The organism is Promicromonospora sp. NFX87 (assembly GCF_048564965.1).
Lineage (GTDB): Bacteria > Actinomycetota > Actinomycetes > Actinomycetales > Cellulomonadaceae > Promicromonospora.
In genome coordinates this window covers 5,727,147-5,747,757 of record NZ_CP183413.1, presented here as the reverse complement: position 1 = coordinate 5,747,757, position 20,611 = coordinate 5,727,147, and the positions used below count along the sequence as shown (strand labels likewise).

Sequence of the window (20,611 nt, the reverse complement as noted above, 5' to 3'; positions counted from 1 at the left end):
GGCTGTAGGGGCGAATATCCCGCACTCAACGAGGGCTGGTACGGTCTGGGTGAGCGGTGAAACGATTCATTTTGTCAAATGAGGACGGAGAGACATGAGAGTCACGATCCTGGGTACGGGTGCCATCGCCGGGACCCATGCGGAAGCGATCGCGGCGCTGCCGCAGCACGGGGTGGACGCCGTCCTGGCGCACGCCCTCGACATCGACCCGGCACGGGCCGAGGCGTTCGCCCGGAAGTACGGCGTCGCCGGGCACGGCACCGACCTGGCCGACGTGCTCGCCGACACCGACGTCCTGCACGTGTGCACCCCGCCGGGCGCCCACGTGGACGCGGCGGTCGCCGCGCTCGAGGCCGGCGTGCACGTGGTCGTGGAGAAGCCGGCGACACTCTCGCTCGCGGAGATCGACCGGATCGCGGAGGCCGAGGCGGCCTCCACCGCGTCGTTCACCCAGGTGGTCCAGCACCGGTTCGGGCACGGCCTGCTCCAGCTGCGGCGGCTGCTCGACGACGGCGCGCTGGGTCGCCCGCTCGTCGCGACCTGCGACACCATGTGGTTCCGCGCGCCCGAGTACTTCGAGGTGCCGTGGCGCGGACGGTGGGACACCGAGGGTGGCGGCCCGACGATGGGCCACGGCATCCACCAGTTCGACCTGCTGCTGGCGGTCCTCGGGCCCTGGTCCGAGGTGACGGCGATGGCCGGACGCCTCGCCCGGCACGTGGACACAGAGGACGTGTCGATGGCGATAGTGCGCTTCGCCAACGGCGCGATGGCGACGATCACCAACTCCCTGCTGTCCCCGCGGGAGACCTCCGACCTGCGGTTCGACACCGAGGCGGCGACCATCGAGCTGTCGCACCTGTACGGGTACGACGACGCCGACTGGACGTTCACGCCCGCGAAGGACCGGGCCGACGCCGAGGCGCTCTGGCAGCCGGACCCCGCGGCCCTGCCCTCCGGACACCTTGCCCAGTTCCTCCCGACCTACCGGGCCTTCGCCGCGGGCGAGGCGCCTCCGGTCACCGTGGGGGACGCGCGCGGCACGCTCGAGCTGGTCGCCGCCATCTACCGGTCGGCGTTCACCGGCGCGGTGGTCCGGGCCGGCGAGATCGGGCCGGGCGACCCGTTCCACGAGTCCATGCGCGGAACCGGGCCCGCCTGGGCGCCGGTGAAGGCCACGGCGCCGGCGCCTGCCTGACGGCCCGGCTCCGCCGTGGCGACGTCGGGCGCAGATGGGTTGTATCGGTGCACTTCGTTACGAATTCCTGACCTGAAGCCCTGGACAACGCTTCCCGGAGCGGTATTGTATCGATTCAGTCGGCCGTCGAGGACGCAGCCGGCGCGCCAACAGCAGTACGAGCAAGGAGGCTCACGTGGTTCGCACACGCACCACCACAGGTAAGGCCGCCGTCCATGCAACGGCTATCGCGGCAGTGGCCGCGCTCACCCTCTCGGCGTGCGGGGGAGGCGGCAACGCCGCCACCTCGGCCGAGGCCGCGCCCGTCGCCGCCGACCGGGACATCGAGCTGTCCCTCGTCTGGTGGGGGGACGACGACCGCGCCTCCCGTTACGAGGAAGCGGTCAAGCTGTTCGAGGAGAAGCACCCGAACATCGACGTCCAGACCCAGTTCCAGGCCTGGGACGACTACTGGACCGCCCGCACCACGGAGGCGGCCGGCCAGACGCTCCCCGACGTCTTCCAGATGGACCTCGCGTACATCCACCAGTACGCGTCGAACAACCAGCTGCTCGACCTGTCGGGCCAGGTGGGCGTCAACCTGCAGACCGGCGACTACGACGAGACGCTGCTCGGCGCCGGTGCGGTGGGCGACGGGCAGTTCGGCATCCCGACCAGCACCAACACGCTCGGCATGTTCTACCACCAGGACCTCCTCGACGAGCTGGGCGTCGAGCCGCCCGCCGAGGGGCTGACCTGGGACGAGTACGACGCCTGGATCCGTGAGGTCAGCGAGGCGGGGGCCGACCGCGACCCGCAGGTCTACGGCGGCACCGACTACACCGGTGCGATGTGGCTCTTCATCCAGTGGCTGCTCCAGCAGGGCAAGGCTCCGTTCGCGGAGGACGGCTCGCCGGCCTTCGAGAAGGCGGACCTCGTCGAGTGGGTCGAGCGCTCCCAGCCGCTGCGCGACGACGGCGTGTTCTTCCCGGTCGAGCGGGCGAAGCAGGTCGAGCCGCTCACCGCCATGCAGGTCGGCCAGGCGGCCACCGAGATCACCTGGGACAACATGCTGGCCGGTTACGCGGCCGGCGCAGGTACGGAGAACCTCGGCATCCTGCCGGTGCCCACGGGCGCCGACGGCTCGCAGCAGTTCTGGAAGCCGTCGATGCTGCTCTCGTCGTCGGCCAGCACGGAGGAGCCGGACGCCGCGGCCGCGCTCATCGACTTCCTGGTGAACGACCCCGAGGTGGGCAAGATCTTCGGTACGTCCAAGGGCGTGCCCGCCGTACCGGCCCAGAAGGACGCGATGGAGCTGGCCGAGGGCTCGATCGACTCCAAGATCGTCACCTACGAGGACGAGGTGGCCGACCTGGTGACGGCCGAGACGCCGCTCCCGGGCGAGGGCTACGGCGTGGTCGAGGCCGAGTTCAAGCGGCTGGGCGAGGAGCTCGCCTACGGCAACATCAACGCCGAGGAGTTCGCCGACCAGTGGTTCCAGAGCGCCGAAGCGAACCTCGGCGGGGAATGACCATGTCGGCTACCACTACCGAGCGCGGCCGGGCGGCCGGGCGCGGCAGCGCGCGGGGGACGACGGCGACGTCGGCCCCCGCGCGGGGCGGTGCCGGCCCGTCGCCGCGCAAGCGAGCCGACATCCGCGCCGGCTACGCGTTCCTGTCCCCGTGGCTCCTGGGGTTCGGGCTGCTGACCGCCGGCCCGATGCTGATGTCGCTGTACCTCGCGTTCACCGACTACAACCTGTTCCAGGCGCCGGAGTTCATCGGTATCGAGAACTTCACGACGCTGTTCGCCGACCCGCGGTTCCTGAAGTCCGCGCAGGTCACCGCCATCTACGTGCTGGTGGGCGTGCCGGTGAAGCTGGCAGCGGCACTCGCGGTGGCGCTGCTGCTGAACGCCAAGCGCCGTGGCCAGGGCGCGTACCGCTCGATGTTCTACGCGCCGTCGCTCATCGGGGCCAGCGTCTCCGTGGCGATCGTCTGGCGTGCGATGTTCATCGACGACGGCATCGCCGACCAGGTCCAGCAGTTCTTCGGGCTGCCCAGCGGTGGCTGGGTGGGCGACCCGAACATGACCATGCCGATGATGATCCTGCTGGCGGTGTGGCAGTTCGGCGCCCCCATGGTGATCTTCCTGGCGGGGCTCAAGCAGATCCCGGCCGAGCTGCTCGAGGCGGCGGAGGTCGACGGCGCGGGACCGGTCCGCCGGTTCGTCTCGGTGACGATCCCCCTGCTGTCCCCGGTGCTGTTCTTCAACCTGCTGCTCGAGACGATCGGCGCGTTCCAGGTGTTCAGCTCGGCCTTCATCATCTCCGGCGGCACCGGCGGCCCCGCCGACTCGACGCTGTTCTACACGTTCTACCTCTACATCAAGGGCTTCACGGAGTTCCGGATGGGGTACGCCTCGGCGATGGCCTGGGTGCTCGTGCTCGTCGTCGGGATCATCACCGCCGTCCTGTTCCGCACCTCGCGTGCGTGGGTCCACTACACGGGAGACGTGCGATGACCGCGACCAGCTACCCGAACCCGACCGCGCCGGACGCGGTAACCGCCCTGCGCGCGGACCGGGACCACTCGTCGTCGAGCAGGGCACGCCGGCGGCGGCGCACCGGCTCCGTGGCGTTCCACGTGGTCGTGCTCGCGATCGCCGTGGTGATCCTGTACCCCGGCGTGTGGATGCTGATGAGCACGTTCAAGCCGAACGGCGACATCGTCGGCAACGTGAACCTGTGGCCGGAGACGTGGACGCTCGACAACTACGTCTCGGCGCTCAGCGGGATCGGCGGGATCTCGTTCTGGACCTTCGTCCTCAACTCGCTGATCCTCGCGGTCGGCTCGGTGGTCGGCGTGGTCCTGTCGTCGGCCGTCTCGGCGTACGCGTTCGCCCGGATCAGCTTCCCGGGGCGCGGGGTGTACTTCGCGATCATGATCGGCACGATGCTGCTGCCGTTCCACGTGGTGATCATCCCGCAGTACATCCTGTTCAACTCCATGGGCATGGTGAACACGTTCCTGCCGCTGCTGGCGCCCAAGTTCCTGGCCACCGAGGCGTTCTTCGTGTTCCTCATGGTGCAGTTCCTGCGCGGGCTGCCCCGCGAGCTCGACGAGGCGGCGCGCATCGACGGGTGCGGGCACTGGGGGATCTTCCGGCTCGTGCTGCTGCCGCTCATGCGGCCGGCGGTGATCACCAGCTCGATCTTCGCCTTCATCTGGTCGTGGAACGACTTCCTCGGGCCGCTGCTCTACCTCAAGCAGCCCGACACGTACCCGCTGCCCATCGCGCTGCGGATGTACGTGGACCAGACGTCGGTCTCCGACTACGGCGCGCAGATGGCCATGGCCGTGCTTGCGCTCCTGCCGGTGCTGCTGTTCTTCGTGCTGTTCCAGCGGTACCTCGTCGACGGGGTCGCGACGCAGGGCCTCAAGGGCTGAGCGGCGTGGACGCCGACGGACGAGAGGACGAGGCCGGCGGGCAGCCGGCCGGCGGGCAGCGCGTGGCCGGTGAGAGCCGGTTCGCGCTGCTCGGGGAGACGCTGCTGACCGGGCTGCTCGTGCTGGTCGGCAGCCTCCCGGTCGTGACGCTCCCGGCGGCGCTCGCGGCCGGGTCCGCGCACCTGCGCCGTCACCTCGGCGGGTACGACGCGTCGGTCCGGACGTTCGCGCGGGACTGGCTGGCCGCCGCGCGCGGCCTCTGGGTGCTGGGCGCGCTCCTGCCGCTCGCCGCGGGTGCGGTAGTGGTGAACACCGGGCTGACGGCGTCGGGTGCGCTGCCCGGGTCGTCCGTCGTCCGCTGGGTGACGTGGGGGGTCGCCGCGTGCGCGGCGGTGGTGCTGGTGCGCGCCGCGGCCGCCTGGTCCGACGACGAGCCGGCGCCGGGCTCACCCGCCACGGCGCCCGGGCTCGTCTCGGGCCCCGGTGGCGCGTGGGTGCTGGTGTCCCGGGGGGCCGCGCGTGCCCGGGACGACCTGTCCGGGTCTGCCCTGGTGCTCGCGGCGCTGGTGATGTGCGTGGTGCTCGTCTGGATGCTGACGCCGCTCGTCCTGGTGACGGGCGGCCTGCTGAGCCTGGCGGCGGTCGCCGTCGAGACGCGACGCATGAACAGGCTCTAGCCCGGGGTTGGTGGGTCCGAAGGTCCGCCTCCAGCACACGATCAGGCACGGAATCCGGCGAGATCCCGTGCGTGATCGTGTGATCGGGGCGGACATCCGTGAGATCGAGAATTCAGAGAGGAATTCGAACATGATCGCGAGACGAATCCAGACCAGGGCTGTCCTGGCGGCGGCACTCTGCCTCGGGCTGAGCGGGGTGGGCGTCGCGGCGTCCGCCCAGGCCGGCCCCGCCGCCCAGACCGCCCGGACCGCCGAGGGCGACCGGCCGACGTCGGGCACCGAGCGGCTCGAACGTGGCCTGGTCGCGGCGTCCACCAGCGAGGGGGTCTTCCTGAGCTGGCGGCTGCTCGCGCCCGAGGTCACCGGTCATACCGAGGTGGGGCTCAAGAGCCCGGACTTCGCGGTGTACCGCGACGGCAGGCGCGTCGCGAGGGTGTCGGGCTCGACCAACTACGTCGACCCGGCGGGCACCGCCGGCTCCAGGTACCGGGTGGTGCCGCTGAGCGGGCCGAACGCGGGCCGGTCGGCGTCGGCCACCGTGTGGGGCGACGGGCACCTCGACATCCCCCTGAACAAGCCGGCCGACGGCGTCACGCCCGCCGGCGAGGCGTACACGTACCGCGCGAACGACGCGTCGGTCGCGGACCTCGACGGCGACGACGAGTACGAGATCGTCGTGAAGTGGGACCCGTCCAACTCCAAGGACGTGTCCCAGGTGGGCTACACGGGCAACGTCTACCTCGACGCCTACGAGCTCGACGGCACGCAGCTCTGGCGCATCGACCTGGGCGTCAACATCCGCGCGGGCGCGCACTACACGCAGTTCCCCGTCTACGACTTCGACGGTGACGGCCGCGCCGAGCTGATGGTCAAGACCGCCCCCGGCACGCACGTGACCACGTACGACGACGGGGAGCCGGCCGGGCAGCGCTACGTCGGGATCCCCCGGGACGACCGGGCGGACGGCGTGACCCATGCCGACGACTACCGGATGTCGGCCGGCGACTACTACGAGCACCTGGTGGAGACGTTCCGCGGCTGGTCGGCGCGGCCGGAGGTGACCGGTGGAGACTGGCCGGCCACGCTGGAGGAGGCGTGGGGCATCGGCACTCGGTGGTCCTACCCGCTGTCCGACGCCGACGCGCGCGCCGCGGCCGACCACTTCATCGACGTCTACGCGCCCGCGCGCTCGACGCGGAACCAGCTGCGCAAGTTCGAGGGTTTCGTGGTGAGCGGGCCGGAGTACCTGACCGTCTTCGACGGCCGCAGCGGCAAGCCCCTGGAGACCGTCGACTACGAGCCGGGGCGCACCGACGACGGGCTGCGCTGGGGTGACTACGCGATGGCCCGCATCGAGCCCGGGAACCGGGTCGACCGGTTCCTGTCGGGTGTGGCCTACCTGTCCGAGGGCCGGCCCAGCGCGATCTTCGCGCGCGGCTACTACACGCGCTCCACGATCGCCGCGTACGACTGGAACGGCAGGCACCTGACCAAGCGCTGGCTCGCTGACTCGGGATGGACGCCGATGAGCAACCCGTTCAACGACAGCCCGCACGGGGTGCCGGGCAGCTCGCCGGAGTGGGGCAGCATCACGACGCAGGGCTTCCACTCCCTGTCCGCGGCCGACGTCGACGCCGACGGCAGGCAGGAGATCGTCTACGGTTCGGCGACGCTCGACGACGACGGGTCGCTGCTCTACTCGTCGTTCGACACACTGCCCGAGGGTTCCGCGAACCCCGGGGCGCGCGCCGGGCTGGGCCACGGTGACGCCATGCACGTGACCGACATCGACCCGGCACGGCCCGGGCTCGAGATCTGGACCGCGCACGAGGGCGGTACGTGGGCGCCGTACGGCTCCGCGATGCGCGACGCCGCGACCGGCGAGGTCCTGTTCGGGCAGTACTCCGGCCGGGACACGGGCCGGGCGATGATCGGCGACGTGCGCTCGGACGTGCCGGGCGTCGAGGTCTGGGCGTCCATGCCGGACGGCACCCTCGGGTCGGGCACGCTGAGCGCCACGGGCGCGCAGCTCTCGACGACGACCATGGGCACCAACCAGTCGGTGCGCTGGGCCGGGGACGGGACCACGCAGATCATCGGGGGCGCGGAGGCGCAGACGCCGACGATCACCGACTGGTCGCGCGGTGTCGTGAAGAGCCTGGACGGGACGCTGACGAACAACGGCACCAAGGGCACGCCGTCCCTCGTGGCCGACATGCTCGGCGACTGGCGTGAAGAGGTGCTGGTGCGGACCACCGACTCCAGCGCACTGCGGCTGTTCACGACCACCGAGCCGACGGACATCGCCATGTACACGCTCATGCAGGACCGGCAGTACCGCGCCGAGGTGGCGCGGCAGCAGACGACGTACAACCAGCCGTCGTACCCGGGCTTCTACCTGGCCTCGGACACCGACTGGTCCACCGTCCCGATCCCGGGCCGCGGCTGACCTCTCGACAGGCTCGACCACACCCGCTGGTCGAGCCTGTCGAGACCCGGCCACCTCGTTGGTCGAGCTTGTCGAGACCTGGTGACCATCCGGGGTGCCCCGCCCGATTCGAGTGACAGGCCGAGAAGCCGTGGAGTAGCGTCGGTCGCTACGACGTGCCCCGACCCGATTGGACGACCATGTTCCTGGGACCGATGTACGACCTGATCTGGTCAGCATGCGCGCTGGTGGCCGTCGGGCTGACCCTCGCGGCGCTCGTCGTCTGGTTCAGGACAGGCTGGGAGCAGGCCTGGGAGGCCGTCCTGACGCTGCTCGTCATCATCCTCGTGCCGGTCCTCGGACCCGCGGCGTTCCTGGCGTCCCGGGGCAGGCGCCCGGTCCCGGTCAAGGTCCGCTCGTCGGACCGGCGGAACTGACGCCGGGGACTACCTCGCCGACGCGGAGCTGGAGCCCCGCACCACCAGCGTGGGCTGGAACATCACGTGCTCTGCCTCCGCGTCGGGGCCGCTGAGCAGGAGGTCCGCGGCGCGGGCTCCGAGCTCGTGCGTCGGCTGGCGGATCGAGGTGAGCGGTGTGGACAGCTCGGCGGCGAACGCGACGTCGTCGTACCCCACCACCGCCATGTCGGCGGGGACCGCGATGTTCTCCGTGCGAAGCGTGCGCAGAACGCCCAGCGCGACCAGGTCGTTCACGCAGAAGACGGCGGTGGGCCGCTCGCCCGACTCCAGGAGCCCGCGGATCGCGGCCTCGCCACCCTCGGCGTTGAGGCTGGACACGGTGATCTCCTGGAGCGCGGACGCCGGGTCGAGCCCCGCGGCGGCGAGCTCCTTGACCACGCCTTCGTGCCGGTCGGCGCACTGCCGGATCGTGTGCGGCCCGTTGAGGAAGACGATCCGGGTGTGGCCCTCGTCCAGGAGGTGGCGCGCCGCGAGCTCGCCCCCGCGGACGTCGTCGACGGCCACGGACGAGATGCTCGGGTCCGATGACGGACGGTCCAGCAGCACGACGCCGGTGCCACGGCGGCGGATCGCGAGCAGGTGCTCGATGTCGTCGGTCGCGGGTACGACCATGACGCCCTGCACGCCGTGCTCCTCGAACAGGCGGAGGTAGCGCTGCTCGCGTTCGGGGTCGTCGTCGGACGACGCCACCATGAGCGTGAAGTCGTCGCGGTCCAGGCGCTCCTCGATGCCTCGCGCGACGTCGGTGAAGAACGGGTTGGCGATGTCCAGGACGATCGCGCCGATGGTCGTGATGGTTCCGGCCCGGAGCTGCCGGGCGGACCCGTTGCGGACGAAGCTCAGCTCCTCGATCGCGGCCTCGACCCGTTCGCGGGTGCCGGGCAGCACGCGTTCGGGCCGGTTGAGGACGTTCGAGACCGTGCCGACGGAGACCCCGGCGGCACGGGCGACGTCGGCGATGGATGCTCGGCGGTGAGCGGCCTGCTGGGTCATGGAGAGCCTCCTTGCTTCGGGCTACATTATGAACCGTTTCACGAGGAACCGGAGGACCGGACATGTCGAGCAACACCGCTGGTGCACGCGTCTGTTTCACGTCCCGCGTGCGAGCAGACCGTATCCCGGAGTACCGGGCGGCACACGCCGCCGTCTGGCCCGAGATGCTGGAGGCGCTCCGGGACACGGGCTGGCGCGACTACCACCTGTTCCTGCGGGACGACGGTCTGCTCGTCGGGTTCCTGGAGACCGACGACTACGAGGCCGCGCAGCGCGGCATGGCCGCGACCGAGGTCAACGCGCGCTGGCAGGCGGCGATGACTGAGTTCTTCGTCTCCGACGGCAACCCCGACGACGGTTTCGTGCTGCTGGACGAGGTCTTCTACCTGGAGGGCCAGCTGGCGGCGCTCGATTCGGCGAAGTAGAGCGTATGTCCGGACAGGCGCTCTACTTCGCGGACGGGTGGTCGGCGAAGTAGAGCGCCTGTCCGCCCGGTGCCGGGTATCCCGCGTCGGGCGGACAGGCGCTCTACTTCGGCAACACAGTCGGCCTAGTTGGTGCCGCCCTCGCGCTCGCTGAGCGCGTCGGGGTCGGTGATCCGCGTGGACTCAGGACGGTTGAACGCCCAGGTGACGAACCACAGGACGACGCCGATCAGCAGCAGCCAGCCCGCGATCTGGTACTGGAGCGGATCGCGTCCCGTCCAGGGCCCGACGAAGAACGCGCAGAGCAGCGCCCCGAGGATCGGCAGGATGGTCGGGGCCACGAAGTGCTTCCGGTCCACGATGTTGCTCCGCAGCTTGAGCACCGCGACGTTGACGATGGTGAACACCGCGAGCAGCAGGAGCGACGTCGTGCCGCCGAGCGCTGCGATGACGCCGTTCTCCTCCTGCAGCGTCACGAGCACGATGAGCCCGAGTGCGATGACGGTGGTGAACACGATCGCCGCGGTGGGCGTCTGCCGCCGCGGGGAGACCCGCCCGAGGAACGGCGGTAGCACCCTCTGCTTGGCCATGCCGTACAGGAGGCGCGACGCCATCAGCATGTTGATCAGCGCCGAGTTCGCCACGGCGAAGATCGTGATGAACGGGAAGATGGAACCGATGGGGAAGCCGGGCAGGGCCCGCTCGACGACCAGCGTGAGCGGTGTGTCGCTCGCACCGAGCTCGCCCACGGGAACGATCGCCACGGTGAAGATCGCGACCAGCACGTAGATGACGCCGGTGATGCCGATGCCGGCGATCATCATCCGCGGGAAGTTCTTCACCGGGTCGTGCGTCTCCTCGGCCATGTTGACCGCGTCCTCGAACCCGACCATGGCGAAGAACGCGAGTGCCGTCGCGGCGGTCACGGCCAGGAAGGCGCTCTTGTCGCCGGGGCTCTCGAACACCATGACCCGGCTGAAGTCGGCCTTCCCGCCGAACGCCGCGAAGACCCCGACGAGGATGATGAACAGCAGGCCGGAGAGCTCGACGAGCGTGAGCACGATGTTGGCCTTCACGGACTCGCCGACACCGCGCAGGTTCACTGCGGCGACCAGCGCCATGAAGACGAGGGCGACGGCGACCACGGTCCACGTGCTGGATGCCTCGATGCCGAAGCCAGCGAGCAGGTTGGAGCCCACGGCCCGGGCGGCGGTGGACGCCGAGGTGATGCCCGAGCACATCACCGTGAAGCACACGATGAACGTGAGGAAGTGGACCCCGAACGCCTTGTGCGTGTAGAGGGCCGCACCGGCCGCCTGCGGGTACTTGGTCACCAGCTCCAGGTACGAGAACGCGGTGATGAGGGCGATGAGGAACGCGACGATGAACGGCGCCCATGCCGCGCCGCCGACCTCCGCCGCGACCTGTCCGGTGAGGGCGTAGACACCGGTGCCGAGGATGTCGCCGACGATGAAGAGCAGGAGGAGCTTCGGCCCCATGACGCGCTTGAGCTCTGTGGGCTCCTCGCCGGGGGGCGCGTGCTCCTCGGCAGTTGGCTGGGTCATTCCGGTCACCTCCGTCTGAGGCGGTGCAACCTCGGGCCGCCTCCAAGTGCTGTGGGCAGCGATCGCCCCTGGTCGGTCAAGAGTTCCGTAAGTGAAAGCGCACGGCAACGGACGCGCCGGAACTTCTTGACGCTCTGACCTCGCGGGTCTATCTTCCGAGTACCTGTTTGAACGATTCAACGGTTCGGCAGGAAACCTGCGGTCATCGTCGACCGCCCGCACACCTCGACGGAGAGATATGCCGAACGCCGCACCGACGCTGCGCCTCGAGGGGGTCGCCAAGTCCTTCGGGCCGGTGGCAGCGCTCCGCTCCGGGACCCTGGTGGTCCAGCCGGGCAGCATCCACGCCCTCGTCGGAGAGAACGGCGCGGGCAAGTCCACGCTGGTCAAGATCGTGGGCGGGGTGCACCGCCGGGACTCGGGCACCGTCGAGCTCGACGGCGAGCCCGTCGACTTCGCCGGTCCCGCCGAGGCCAAGGCCGCCGGCGTCGCCGTCATCCATCAGGAGCCCGCGAGCTTTCCCGACCTGACCGTCACGGAGAACATCTTCCTGGGCCGCGAGCCGCTCGGCCGGTTCCGCCGGATCGACCGGCGCGCGATGCGCGAGGGCGCCCGGGACCTGTTCCGGGACCTCGGCGTCGACCTGGACCCCGACCGTCCCGCCGAGGGGCTCTCCATCGCGGACCAGCAGATCGTCGAGATCGCCAAGGCGATCTCCCTGGACGCCCGCCTCCTCGTCATGGACGAGCCGACGGCGGCGCTGAGCGCGGTCGAGGTGCGCCGGCTGTTCGCGGTCGCCCGCGGGCTGCGTGACGCCGGCCGCGCCGTCGTCTTCATCTCGCACCGCCTCGACGAGGTGGCCGACCTCTGCGACACCGTGACCGTCATGCGCGACGGCGAGCACGTCTCCACGGACGCCGTCGCCGACGTCACGCCCGACGAGCTCGTGCGCCGCATGGTGGGCCGCGACGTGGCCGAGCTCTACCCGAAGGTGCCGAGCACGGCCGGCGAGGTGGTGCTGCGGGTCGAGGGCCTGGAGTCGACGGGCACCTTCCACGACGTGTCCTTCGAGGTGCGGGCGGGCGAGATCGTCGGCCTGGCGGGCCTCGTCGGGGCCGGGCGCAGCGAGATCGCCCGCGCGGTGTTCGGCGTCGACCGGTACGACGCCGGCCGGGTCACCGTGGGCGGACGGCCCCTGCGGCCGGGCGACCCGGCGGCGGCCATCGCCGCGGGCCTCGCCCTGGTCCCCGAGGACCGGCGCCTGCAGGGCCTGGTCACCGAGTCGTCGGTCGGGCGCAACGTGTCCTCCGTCATGCGACGGCGCCTGGCCCGCCTCGGCATCCTGCTGCCCGACGCCGAGGCGCGGCTCGCGCGCGACTGGTCCGGCCGGCTCGAGGTGAAGGCCGGGGCGCTGGACGCGCTCGCCACCACGATGAGCGGCGGTAACCAGCAGAAGGTGGTCCTGGCGAAGTGGCTGGCCACCGGGCCCAAGGTGCTCATCGTCGACGAGCCCACCCGCGGGATCGACGTCGGTACCAAGGCCGAGGTCCACCGGCTGCTGTCCACCCTGGCCGCCGAGGGGCTGGCCGTCCTGATGATCTCGTCCGAGCTGCCGGAGGTACTGGGTATGGCCGACCGTGTGCTCGTGGTGCGCGAGGGACGCATCGCCGCCGAGCTCGGCCGAGCGGAGGCCACGCCCGAGGCGGTGATGCGCGCGGCGACGCCGGGCGCCTCCCAGAGCGGCTCTGAGACCAGCGGCTTCGAGACCAGTGGCTCCGAGACCGAGGGGGCGGCATGAGGAACGTCCTGCGCCGACGCGAGGCGGGCATCGCCCTCGCCCTCCTGGTGGTGATCGGCGTGACCACCGCGATCCAGCCCGGGTTCCTGCTCAGCGCGGGCGGCTGGCGGGACCTGCTGCTCACGCCCGCGATCCTCATGGTGCTCGCGGTGGGCCAGGCGGTCGTCGTCATCACGCGGAACGTGGACCTCTCCGTCGGGTCGGTGCTGGGCCTCACGGCGTACCTGACCGGCCGGATGTTCATGGAGGCACCGGACCTGCCCGTCGTCGTGGTCACGCTCGTCGCGATCGCGGTCGGGGCGCTGCTCGGCCTGGTCAACGGCTCGATCGTCGCGTTCGCCCGCGTGCCCGCCCTCGTCATCACGCTCGGCACGCTGTACGTCTACCGCGGCGTGACCCTGACCTGGGCAGGCAGCGACCGGATCGACGCCGGCGACATGCCGCGCGCCTTCCTCGGCCTCGGCACGCGGCAGGTGCTGGGCGTGCCGGTGCTCACGATCGTCGCCGCGCTCGTGCTGGTCGCCGTGGGCTACTACCTGTACACGTCGCGCGGCGGGCGGCAGCTGTACGCCATCGGCTCCGACCCCGACGCAGCGGCCCTCCAGGGCCTGCCCGTCCGACGCCGGCTGCTGTGGGCGTTCGCGCTGAACGGGGCGCTCGCCGGGCTGGCCGGCGTGATGTTCGCCGCCCGCTACGGGACCGTGTCTTCCGGTGCCGGGACCGGTATGGAGCTGCAGGTGGTCGGCGCCGTCGTCGTGGGCGGCGTGGCGATCTTCGGCGGCAGCGGCACCGTCGCGGGCGCCGCCCTCGGCGCGATGCTGCTGCTCACCATCAACCGGGCCCTGCCCGTCGTGGGCATCCCCGACTTCTGGCAGCGCGCGGTGGTGGGCGCGCTCATCATCGGCGCGATCGCCCTGGACCGGGTGCTCGCCGGCCGCCGCTCGCGCCGCCTGGCCGCCGAGCGAGATACCGGCCCGAACGGCCGTACGGACGGTCGCCAGGGCGAGCGTATGGACGGTCGCCAGGGCGGCCGTACGGACGGTCGCCCTGGCGACAGCGAGGAGGCGACCGCATGAGAACCCACGCCCGCCCGTGGCTGCAGCGTGCGCTGCTCACCCGCGAGATGCTCACCATCGCGATCCTGGTGGTGGCCTGGATCGTCGCGTCCGCGGTGGTGCAGGGCTTCGACGGCCCGCTCACCATCACCTACCTGGTGCTCGACCTGGTCCCCGTGCTGCTCATCGCCCTTCCGATGACGCTCATCATCGCCACGGGGGAGATCGACCTGTCGGTCGCCTCGGTGGTCGGCCTGTCCAGCGTGACGTTCGGGCTGCTCTACCAGGCAGGGCTCGGCCTCTGGGCCGCGCTGCTGATCTCGGTGCTGCTCGGCGCGGTGTGCGGTGCGATCAACGGCGCACTGGTCGCGTACGCGGGCCTGCCGTCGCTGGCCGTCACCATCGGCTCGCTCGCCCTCTACCGCGGCCTGGCCGTCGGCCTGCTCGGCACGACGGCGGTCACCGGCTTCCCCGACTCCTGGACCGACGGCGCCACGGCGAAGCTGGGGGAGTCGCCCTACCCGGTCATCACCCTCGGGCTGCTCCTCGTCATCGCGATCTTCGCGGTGCTGCTGCACGCGACACCGTTCGGGCGGAACGTGCTGGACATCGGCCGCAGCAGCGAGGCCGCCCGGTTCTCCGGCGTCGACGTCAAGCGGACCCTGCTGATCCTGTTCGTGCTGTCCGGGGCGGTGTCGGCGCTCGCGGGCGTCTACTACACGCTGCGCTACGGCAGCGCGCGCGGCGACAACGCGACGGGTATGGAGCTGCAGGTGGTCGCCGCCGTGCTGCTCGGCGGGGTGTCGATCTTCGGCGGGCGCGGCGCGATCCACGGGGTGGTGGCGGGCGTCCTGCTCATCGGGGTGCTCGGCAGCGCGCTGCGGCTGGAGGGCGTGACGGTCAACGTCATCAACATAGTGATCGGCACGGCGCTGGTTGTTTCCGTGGTCGCCCCGCGCATCGCGGGCGGCCTGAGAGTCCGGCGGCGGAGCGCCGCCACACCCCATGAGCCTCCTCGCTTCGCTGCGGGGGCTCACGGGGACCCCGATGGCGGCTCCGCCGTCGGGCAACGAACGTAGGGAGACGGACGATGAAGTTCACATCTGTGCTCGCGGCCGGTACGGCCGCCGTGCTGGCGCTGGCCCTGACGGCGTGCGGTTCGGGCGAGGAGGGCGGAGGCGGCGGTGGTGACGGCGACGTGAGCATCACGATGCTGCCCAAGAACCTGGGCAACCCGTACTTCGAGGCGTCGACGGCGGGCGCGCAGGAGGCGGCGGAGGAGGTCGGCGCCACGGTCGAGGAGGTCGGGCCGGACGCCGCCTCGCCCGACGCCCAGGTGCCGTTCATCAACACCGCGGCCCAGCAGGGGGTCAGCGCCCTGGTGGTGTCGGCCAACGACCCGACGGCGATCGGCGACGCGCTGGAGGAGGCGCGCTCGGCGGGCACCAAGGTGGTCACCTTCGACTCGGACACCGAGCCGCAGTTCCGGGACCTGTTCATCAACCAGGCATCGCCCGAGGGCATCGCCGACAAGCAGCTCGAGCTGATCGCGGACCAGATCGGCGGCGAGGGCGAGATCGCGATCCTGTCGGCGTCGGCCAACGCGACCAACCAGAACGCCTGGATCGCGCTCATGGAGGAGAAGCTGGCCTCCGACTACCCGGACATCGAGCTGGTCGAGACCGTCTACGGCGACGACGACGACCAGACGTCGTTCGACAAGACCGCCGCGCTGCTGCAGTCGCACCCGGACCTCAAGGGCATCGTCTCGCCCACGACCGTCGGCATCGCCGCGGCCGCCCGCTACGTGTCGACGTCGGAGTACAAGGGCAAGGTGGCCGTCACCGGCCTCGGCACGCCGAGCGGGATGCGCGAGTACGTCGAGGACGGCACCGTCGAGGCGTTCGCGCTGTGGAACCCGAACGACCTGGGCTACCTGGCGACGCAGGCCGCCGCCGCCCTCGTGGCGGGGGACATCACGGGCGAGGAGGGCGAGACCTTCACCGCGGGGCGCCTGGGCGAGTTCACCGTCGGGGCGGACGGCGAGGTGCTGCTCGGCGAGCCGTACGTGTTCGACGAGAGCAACATCGCGGACTTCGAGTTCTGAGTGGTCTACCCAGTGATTCGGCCCAGACCGCCTGCCGGTTCTGGGCCGGATCACTGGGCTGGGCGACGCCGCCGTCGTCCGCTCGGCACGACGGGGTTGACCGGGGCAGCACGCGCCGCATAGGCTCCAGTGAATCGTTTCAAGACGATCGTTCAAGATGGTGCACGAGGAAGTGCGCGGAGAGGAAGGACGCCATGGCGGCATCCACACGAACCGAGGCGGCCAGGTCCGCGCTCCGGCAGCAGACGATCGAGCTGCCGTCGTGGGCGTTCGGCAACTCGGGGACGAGGTTCAAGGTCTTCGGCCAGGCGGGTGTGCCGCGCGACCCGTTCGAGAAGCTGGCCGACGCCGCACAGGTGCACCGGTACACCGGCGTCGCCCCGCGGGTCAGCCTGCACATCCCCTGGGACCTCGTCGACGACTTCGGGGCGCTCGCCCGGCACGCCGAGGACCTGGGCGTGCGGATCGGCATGATCAACTCGAACGTCTTCCAGGACGACGACTTCATGCTGGGCTCGCTCGCCCACCCCGACCCCCGGGTGCGGGCCAAGGCGGTGGACCACCACAAGCAGTGCATCGACGTCATGCGGGCGACGGGCTCCAAGGACCTCAAGGTCTGGCTCTCCGACGGCCTCAACTACCCGGGCCAGGACTCGATCCGGGCCCGGCAGGACCGCATCGCCGAGTCGCTGGCCGAGATCTACGGTGCGCTCGACGAGGACCAGCACATGGTGCTCGAGTACAAGTTCTTCGAGCCCGCCTTCTACATCACGGACGTCCCGGACTGGGGCACGTCCCTGCTGCACGTCATGGCCCTGGGCGACCGGGCGAAGGTGGTGCTCGACACCGGCCACCACGCGCCGGGCACCAACATCGAGTTCATCGTGGCGCAGCTCCTGCGTCAGGGACGCCTCGGCGCCTTCGACTTCAACAGCCGCTTCTACGCCGACGACGACCTCATGGTCGGCGCCGCCGACCCGTTCCAGCTGTTCCGGATCATGCACGAGATCGTCTCTGCCGGCGCCCACGCGCCGGACAGCGGCGTCAACTTCATGCTCGACCAGTGCCACAACATCGAGCCGAAGATCCCGGCCCAGATCCGCTCGGTCATGAACGTCCAGGAGGCGACGGCGAAGGCGCTGCTGGTCGACGTCGAGGCGCTCACCGCCGCCCAGCTCTCGGGTGACGTGCTCGGCGCGCACGCCGTCCTCATGGACGCGTACGACACCGACGTCCGCCCGCTCGTCGCCGAGGTGCGCGAGGAGATGGGCCTCGACCCGAACCCGACCGCCGCCTTCAAGGCGTCCGGGTACGCCGAGAAGATCGCCGCCGAGCGGGTCGGGGGCGCCCAGGCCGGATGGGGCGCGTGAGCGGCACGGTCGGGGACCGCCTGCTCGATGGTCCCCACGGCGACCTGCGGGTGCGGGTCTACGAGCCGGCGGCGGGCGCCGACCGGGTGGCCGGCCTGGTGTGGGCTCACGGTGGCGCGTTCATGTACGGCGACCTCGACATGCCCGAGGCGGACTGGGTGGCGCGGCGGCTCGCCGACGTCGGCGTGGTGGTCGTGAGCGTCGACTACCAGCTCGCGCCGGATCTCGACTACCGGGACCCGGCCGGTTCCGCGGCACCTGAAGGGGTGCGGTTCCCCGTCGCGTCCGAGGAGGTCACGTTCGCCTACGGCTGGGCGCGGGACGCCGGTCTCGGCGTCGGGTCAGAACAGTGGTCGCTGGGCGGGGCGAGCGCCGGCGGCAACCTGGCGGCCGGTGCGTCGTTGCGCCTGCGCGACGCGGGCGGTCCGCAGCCGCGGTCGATCGTGCTGGCCTACCCCGTGGCCCACTACGAGCTCCCCGCGCCGAGCCCCGAGCTGGCCGAGAAGATCGCCGCGCTCCCGCCCGACCGGGACTTCCCGCCCGAGGCCATGCGGGCGATGGGCGCCAACTACCTGGGCGGCAGCGACGTCCCCATCTCCCCGTACGCCCACCCTGGAGGGCAGGACCTGCGCGGGCTGCCGCCCACGTTCGTCGTCACGTCCGACCACGACGCGCTGCGGTCCTCGGGCGAGGCGTACTGCGCGGAGCTCGCCGCGGCCGGCGTCGACGTGCTGCTCGTCCGTGAGGACAGCACCTATCACGGCCACCTCAACGAGCCCGACACCGCCGGTGCGGCGCGCAGCCTCGCGCGCATCGCGACCTGGCTCACCGCGGACGGCCTCGTCGGCACGCCGCACGAGGCACCACACCACCACGACGTGACGCCCCCGCCGGCCGAGCTTGCCGGGACCTCGGTCTCGCGAGGCTCCGCCGACGAGGCAGAACCCACCGAGACGGAAGCAGCAGCCCGATGACGAACAAGACTGCCGACGTGACAGGCAACCCGACGGTCACCTCGCTCGTCGCCCGCTCGAACCGGCTGGGCGCCGACCCCCGCAACACCAACTACGCGGGCGGCAACACGTCCGCGAAGGGGACCGCGACCGACCCCGTGACGGGCGAGCCCGTCGAGCTGCTGTGGGTCAAGGGCTCCGGCGGCGACCTCGGCACGCTCCAGCCCCACGGCCTGGCCGTGCTGCGGCTCGACCGGATGCGCGCCCTCGTCGACGTGTACCCGGGCCTGGACCGCGAGGACGAGATGGTCGCCGCGTTCGACTACTGCCTGCATGGCAAGGGTGGCGCGGCGCCGTCGATCGACACCGCCATGCACGGCCTGGTCGACGCCGCCCACGTGGACCACCTCCATCCCGACTCGGGGATCGCCGTCGCCGCGGCGGCCGACGGCGAGGCGCTCACTCGCGAGATCTTCGGCTCCGATGTGGTGTGGGTGCCGTGGCGCCGCCCCGGCTTCCAGCTCGGCCTCGACATCGCGGCGATCAAGGCCGCGAACCCGCAGGCCATCGGCTGCATCCTGGGCGGACATGGCATCACCGCCTGGGGCGACACCTCGGACGAGGCGGAGGAGCGGTCGCTCGGGATCATCCGGCGGACCGAGGCGTTCATCGAGGCGCGGACGGCGGCCCTCGCGGCCGACGGTACGCACGCGTTCGGCGCCGTCCGCCCCGGCTACGAGCCCCTGCCCGACGCCGAGCGGCGCGCCCGGGCGGCTGCGCTCGCCCCGGTGATCCGCGGCATCGCGTCAGCGGACGCGCCGCAGGTCGGCCACTTCACCGACTCCGACGTCGTGCTGGACTTCCTCGCGCGGGAGCGGCTGCTGCCGCTCGCGGAACTCGGCACGTCGTGCCCCGACCACTTCCTCCGCACCAAGGTGAAGCCGCTGGTGGTGGACGTCCCGACGTCGGCCACCGTGGAGGAGACGGTGACCGCGCTCCGGGCCGCGCACGAGGCGTACCGCGCGGACTACGCGGCGTACTACGAGCGGGGTGCCGCCGCGGCCCGGACCCGCGGTGAGGAGCCGCCCGCGATGCGCGGCGCCGACCCGGCGATCGTGCTGGTGCCGGGCGTCGGCATGTTCTCGTACGGGCGCAACAAGCAGACGGCGCGGGTCGCTGGAGAGTTCTACGTCAACGCGATCAACGTGATGCGCGGCGCGGAGACCATCTCCACGTACGCGCCCATCGCCGAGGACGAGAAGTTCCGCATCGAGTACTGGGCGCTCGAGGAGGCGAAGCTGCAGCGCATGCCCGCGCCGAAGCCGCTGGCGACCCGGGTCGCGCTGGTGACCGGGGCGGCGTCGGGCATCGGCAAGGCGATCGCGCAACGGCTCGCCGCCGAGGGTGCGTGCGTGGTCGTCGCGGACCTGGACCTCGCCAAGGCGACCGACGCCGCGGCCGAGCTGGGCTCGGCGGACGTCGCGATCGGTGTCGCCATGGACGTGTCGTCCGAGGCCGCCGTGCAGGCCGGGATCCGGGAGGCGGTGCTGGCGTTCGGCGGTGTCGACCTCGTGGTCAACAACGCGGGCCTGTCCCTGTCGCGATCGCTGTTCGACACCACCGAGGCCGACTGGGACCTCCAGCACAACGTCATGGCCAAGGGCTCGTTCCTGGTTTCACGTGAAGCGGCGCGGGTGCTGGTGGACCAGGGGCTGGGCGGCGACATCGTCTACATCTCCTCGAAGAACTCCGTGTTCGCCGGACCGAACAACATCGCCTACTCCGCGACCAAGGCCGACCAGGCGCACCAGGTGCGGCTGCTCGCCGCCGAGCTGGGGGAGCACGGCATCCGTGTGAACGGCGTGAACCCGGACGGCGTGGTGCGTGGGTCGGGCATCTTCGCGTCCGGCTGGGGGGCCAACCGGGCGGCGGTCTACGGGGTGCCGGAGGAGAAGCTCGGCGAGTTCTACGCGCAGCGCACCCTGCTCAAGCGCGAGGTGCTGCCGGAGAACGTGGCGTCCGCCGTTTTCGCGCTGTGCACCTCGGACTTCTCGCACACGACAGGCCTGCACGTACCCGTCGACGCGGGCGTGTCAGCGGCGTTCCTGCGGTGAGCGAGTCGATCGGTGGCCCTG

General features: G+C 71.2%; 17 protein-coding genes. 15 read left to right on the top strand and 2 right to left on the bottom strand.

The window, feature by feature from the left end:
• The first annotated feature begins 94 nt into the window (after window positions 1-94).
• From ACNYC2_RS25750 to ACNYC2_RS25720, 7 genes are all read left to right on the top strand, one after another.
• Window positions 95-1,198, top strand: a complete 1,104-nt coding sequence (locus ACNYC2_RS25750; RefSeq protein WP_419704477.1) for a Gfo/Idh/MocA family protein — start codon at window positions 95-97, stop codon at window positions 1,196-1,198.
• A 175-nt stretch (window positions 1,199-1,373) separates the two neighbouring features.
• A complete protein-coding gene (locus ACNYC2_RS25745; protein ID WP_419704476.1) occupies window positions 1,374-2,708 on the top strand; it encodes an ABC transporter substrate-binding protein in 1,335 nt (444 codons plus the stop codon).
• A 2-nt stretch (window positions 2,709-2,710) separates the two neighbouring features.
• The gene (locus ACNYC2_RS25740) at window positions 2,711-3,700 is read left to right on the top strand and encodes a carbohydrate ABC transporter permease (RefSeq protein ID WP_419704475.1); all 990 of its coding nucleotides are present in this window, start codon (window positions 2,711-2,713) and stop codon (window positions 3,698-3,700) included.
• Window positions 3,697-4,626, top strand: a complete 930-nt coding sequence (locus ACNYC2_RS25735; protein WP_419704474.1) for a carbohydrate ABC transporter permease — start codon at window positions 3,697-3,699, stop codon at window positions 4,624-4,626. The genes ACNYC2_RS25740 and ACNYC2_RS25735 overlap by 4 nt, the downstream gene beginning before the upstream one ends.
• Window positions 4,627-4,631: 5 nt before the next feature.
• Window positions 4,632-5,303 carry a Poxvirus protein I5 gene (locus ACNYC2_RS25730; RefSeq protein WP_419704473.1) on the top strand — a complete coding sequence of 224 codons (672 nt, stop codon included), beginning with the start codon at window positions 4,632-4,634 and terminating at the stop codon, window positions 5,301-5,303.
• 130 nt (window positions 5,304-5,433) lie between these two features.
• Window positions 5,434-7,752, top strand: a complete 2,319-nt coding sequence (locus ACNYC2_RS25725; RefSeq protein ID WP_419704472.1) for a rhamnogalacturonan lyase — start codon at window positions 5,434-5,436, stop codon at window positions 7,750-7,752.
• Between the two features lie 155 nt (window positions 7,753-7,907).
• Entirely contained in the window at window positions 7,908-8,168 is a 261-nt protein-coding gene (locus ACNYC2_RS25720; protein ID WP_419704471.1) for a hypothetical protein, read from the top strand.
• A 9-nt stretch (window positions 8,169-8,177) separates the two neighbouring features.
• On the opposite strand, the gene ACNYC2_RS25715 is transcribed toward ACNYC2_RS25720, so the two are convergent.
• Window positions 8,178-9,203: a LacI family DNA-binding transcriptional regulator gene (locus ACNYC2_RS25715; protein WP_419704470.1), complete on the bottom strand. Its 1,026-nt coding sequence runs from the start codon at window positions 9,201-9,203 to the stop codon at window positions 8,178-8,180.
• Between the two features lie 62 nt (window positions 9,204-9,265).
• Here ACNYC2_RS25715 and ACNYC2_RS25710 point away from each other — a divergent pair, with 62 nt between their 5' ends.
• Window positions 9,266-9,628: an L-rhamnose mutarotase gene (locus tag ACNYC2_RS25710; protein WP_419704469.1), complete on the top strand. Its 363-nt coding sequence runs from the start codon at window positions 9,266-9,268 to the stop codon at window positions 9,626-9,628.
• Window positions 9,629-9,753: 125 nt separating this feature from the next.
• On the opposite strand, the gene ACNYC2_RS25705 is transcribed toward ACNYC2_RS25710, so the two are convergent.
• A complete protein-coding gene (locus tag ACNYC2_RS25705; protein WP_419704468.1) occupies window positions 9,754-11,193 on the bottom strand; it encodes an APC family permease in 1,440 nt (479 codons plus the stop codon).
• Between the two features lie 238 nt (window positions 11,194-11,431).
• On the opposite strand from ACNYC2_RS25705, the gene ACNYC2_RS25700 reads away from it, so the two are divergent.
• From ACNYC2_RS25700 to ACNYC2_RS25670, 7 genes are all read left to right on the top strand, one after another.
• Complete coding sequence (locus tag ACNYC2_RS25700) at window positions 11,432-12,991, top strand: sugar ABC transporter ATP-binding protein (protein WP_419704467.1); 1,560 nt, start codon at window positions 11,432-11,434, stop codon at window positions 12,989-12,991.
• Window positions 12,988-14,067 carry an ABC transporter permease gene (locus ACNYC2_RS25695; protein WP_419704466.1) on the top strand — a complete coding sequence of 360 codons (1,080 nt, stop codon included), beginning with the start codon at window positions 12,988-12,990 and terminating at the stop codon, window positions 14,065-14,067. Before ACNYC2_RS25700 ends, ACNYC2_RS25695 begins: the two co-directional genes overlap by 4 nt.
• Window positions 14,064-15,125 (top strand): ABC transporter permease, encoded by a 1,062-nt coding sequence (locus tag ACNYC2_RS25690; RefSeq protein WP_419704465.1) that lies wholly within the window; start codon window positions 14,064-14,066, stop codon window positions 15,123-15,125. Before ACNYC2_RS25695 ends, ACNYC2_RS25690 begins: the two co-directional genes overlap by 4 nt.
• An 11-nt stretch (window positions 15,126-15,136) precedes the next feature.
• Window positions 15,137-16,153 (top strand): rhamnose ABC transporter substrate-binding protein, encoded by a 1,017-nt coding sequence (gene rhaS / locus ACNYC2_RS25685; protein ID WP_419704464.1) that lies wholly within the window; start codon window positions 15,137-15,139, stop codon window positions 16,151-16,153.
• 194 nt (window positions 16,154-16,347) lie between these two features.
• Window positions 16,348-17,523 carry an L-rhamnose isomerase gene (gene rhaI / locus ACNYC2_RS25680; protein ID WP_419704463.1) on the top strand — a complete coding sequence of 392 codons (1,176 nt, stop codon included), beginning with the start codon at window positions 16,348-16,350 and terminating at the stop codon, window positions 17,521-17,523.
• Window positions 17,520-18,497 carry an alpha/beta hydrolase fold domain-containing protein gene (locus ACNYC2_RS25675; protein ID WP_419704462.1) on the top strand — a complete coding sequence of 326 codons (978 nt, stop codon included), beginning with the start codon at window positions 17,520-17,522 and terminating at the stop codon, window positions 18,495-18,497. The genes rhaI and ACNYC2_RS25675 overlap by 4 nt, the downstream gene beginning before the upstream one ends.
• A complete protein-coding gene (locus tag ACNYC2_RS25670; RefSeq protein WP_419704461.1) occupies window positions 18,494-20,590 on the top strand; it encodes a bifunctional aldolase/short-chain dehydrogenase in 2,097 nt (698 codons plus the stop codon). The genes ACNYC2_RS25675 and ACNYC2_RS25670 overlap by 4 nt, the downstream gene beginning before the upstream one ends.
• Window positions 20,591-20,611: the final 21 nt, after the last annotated feature.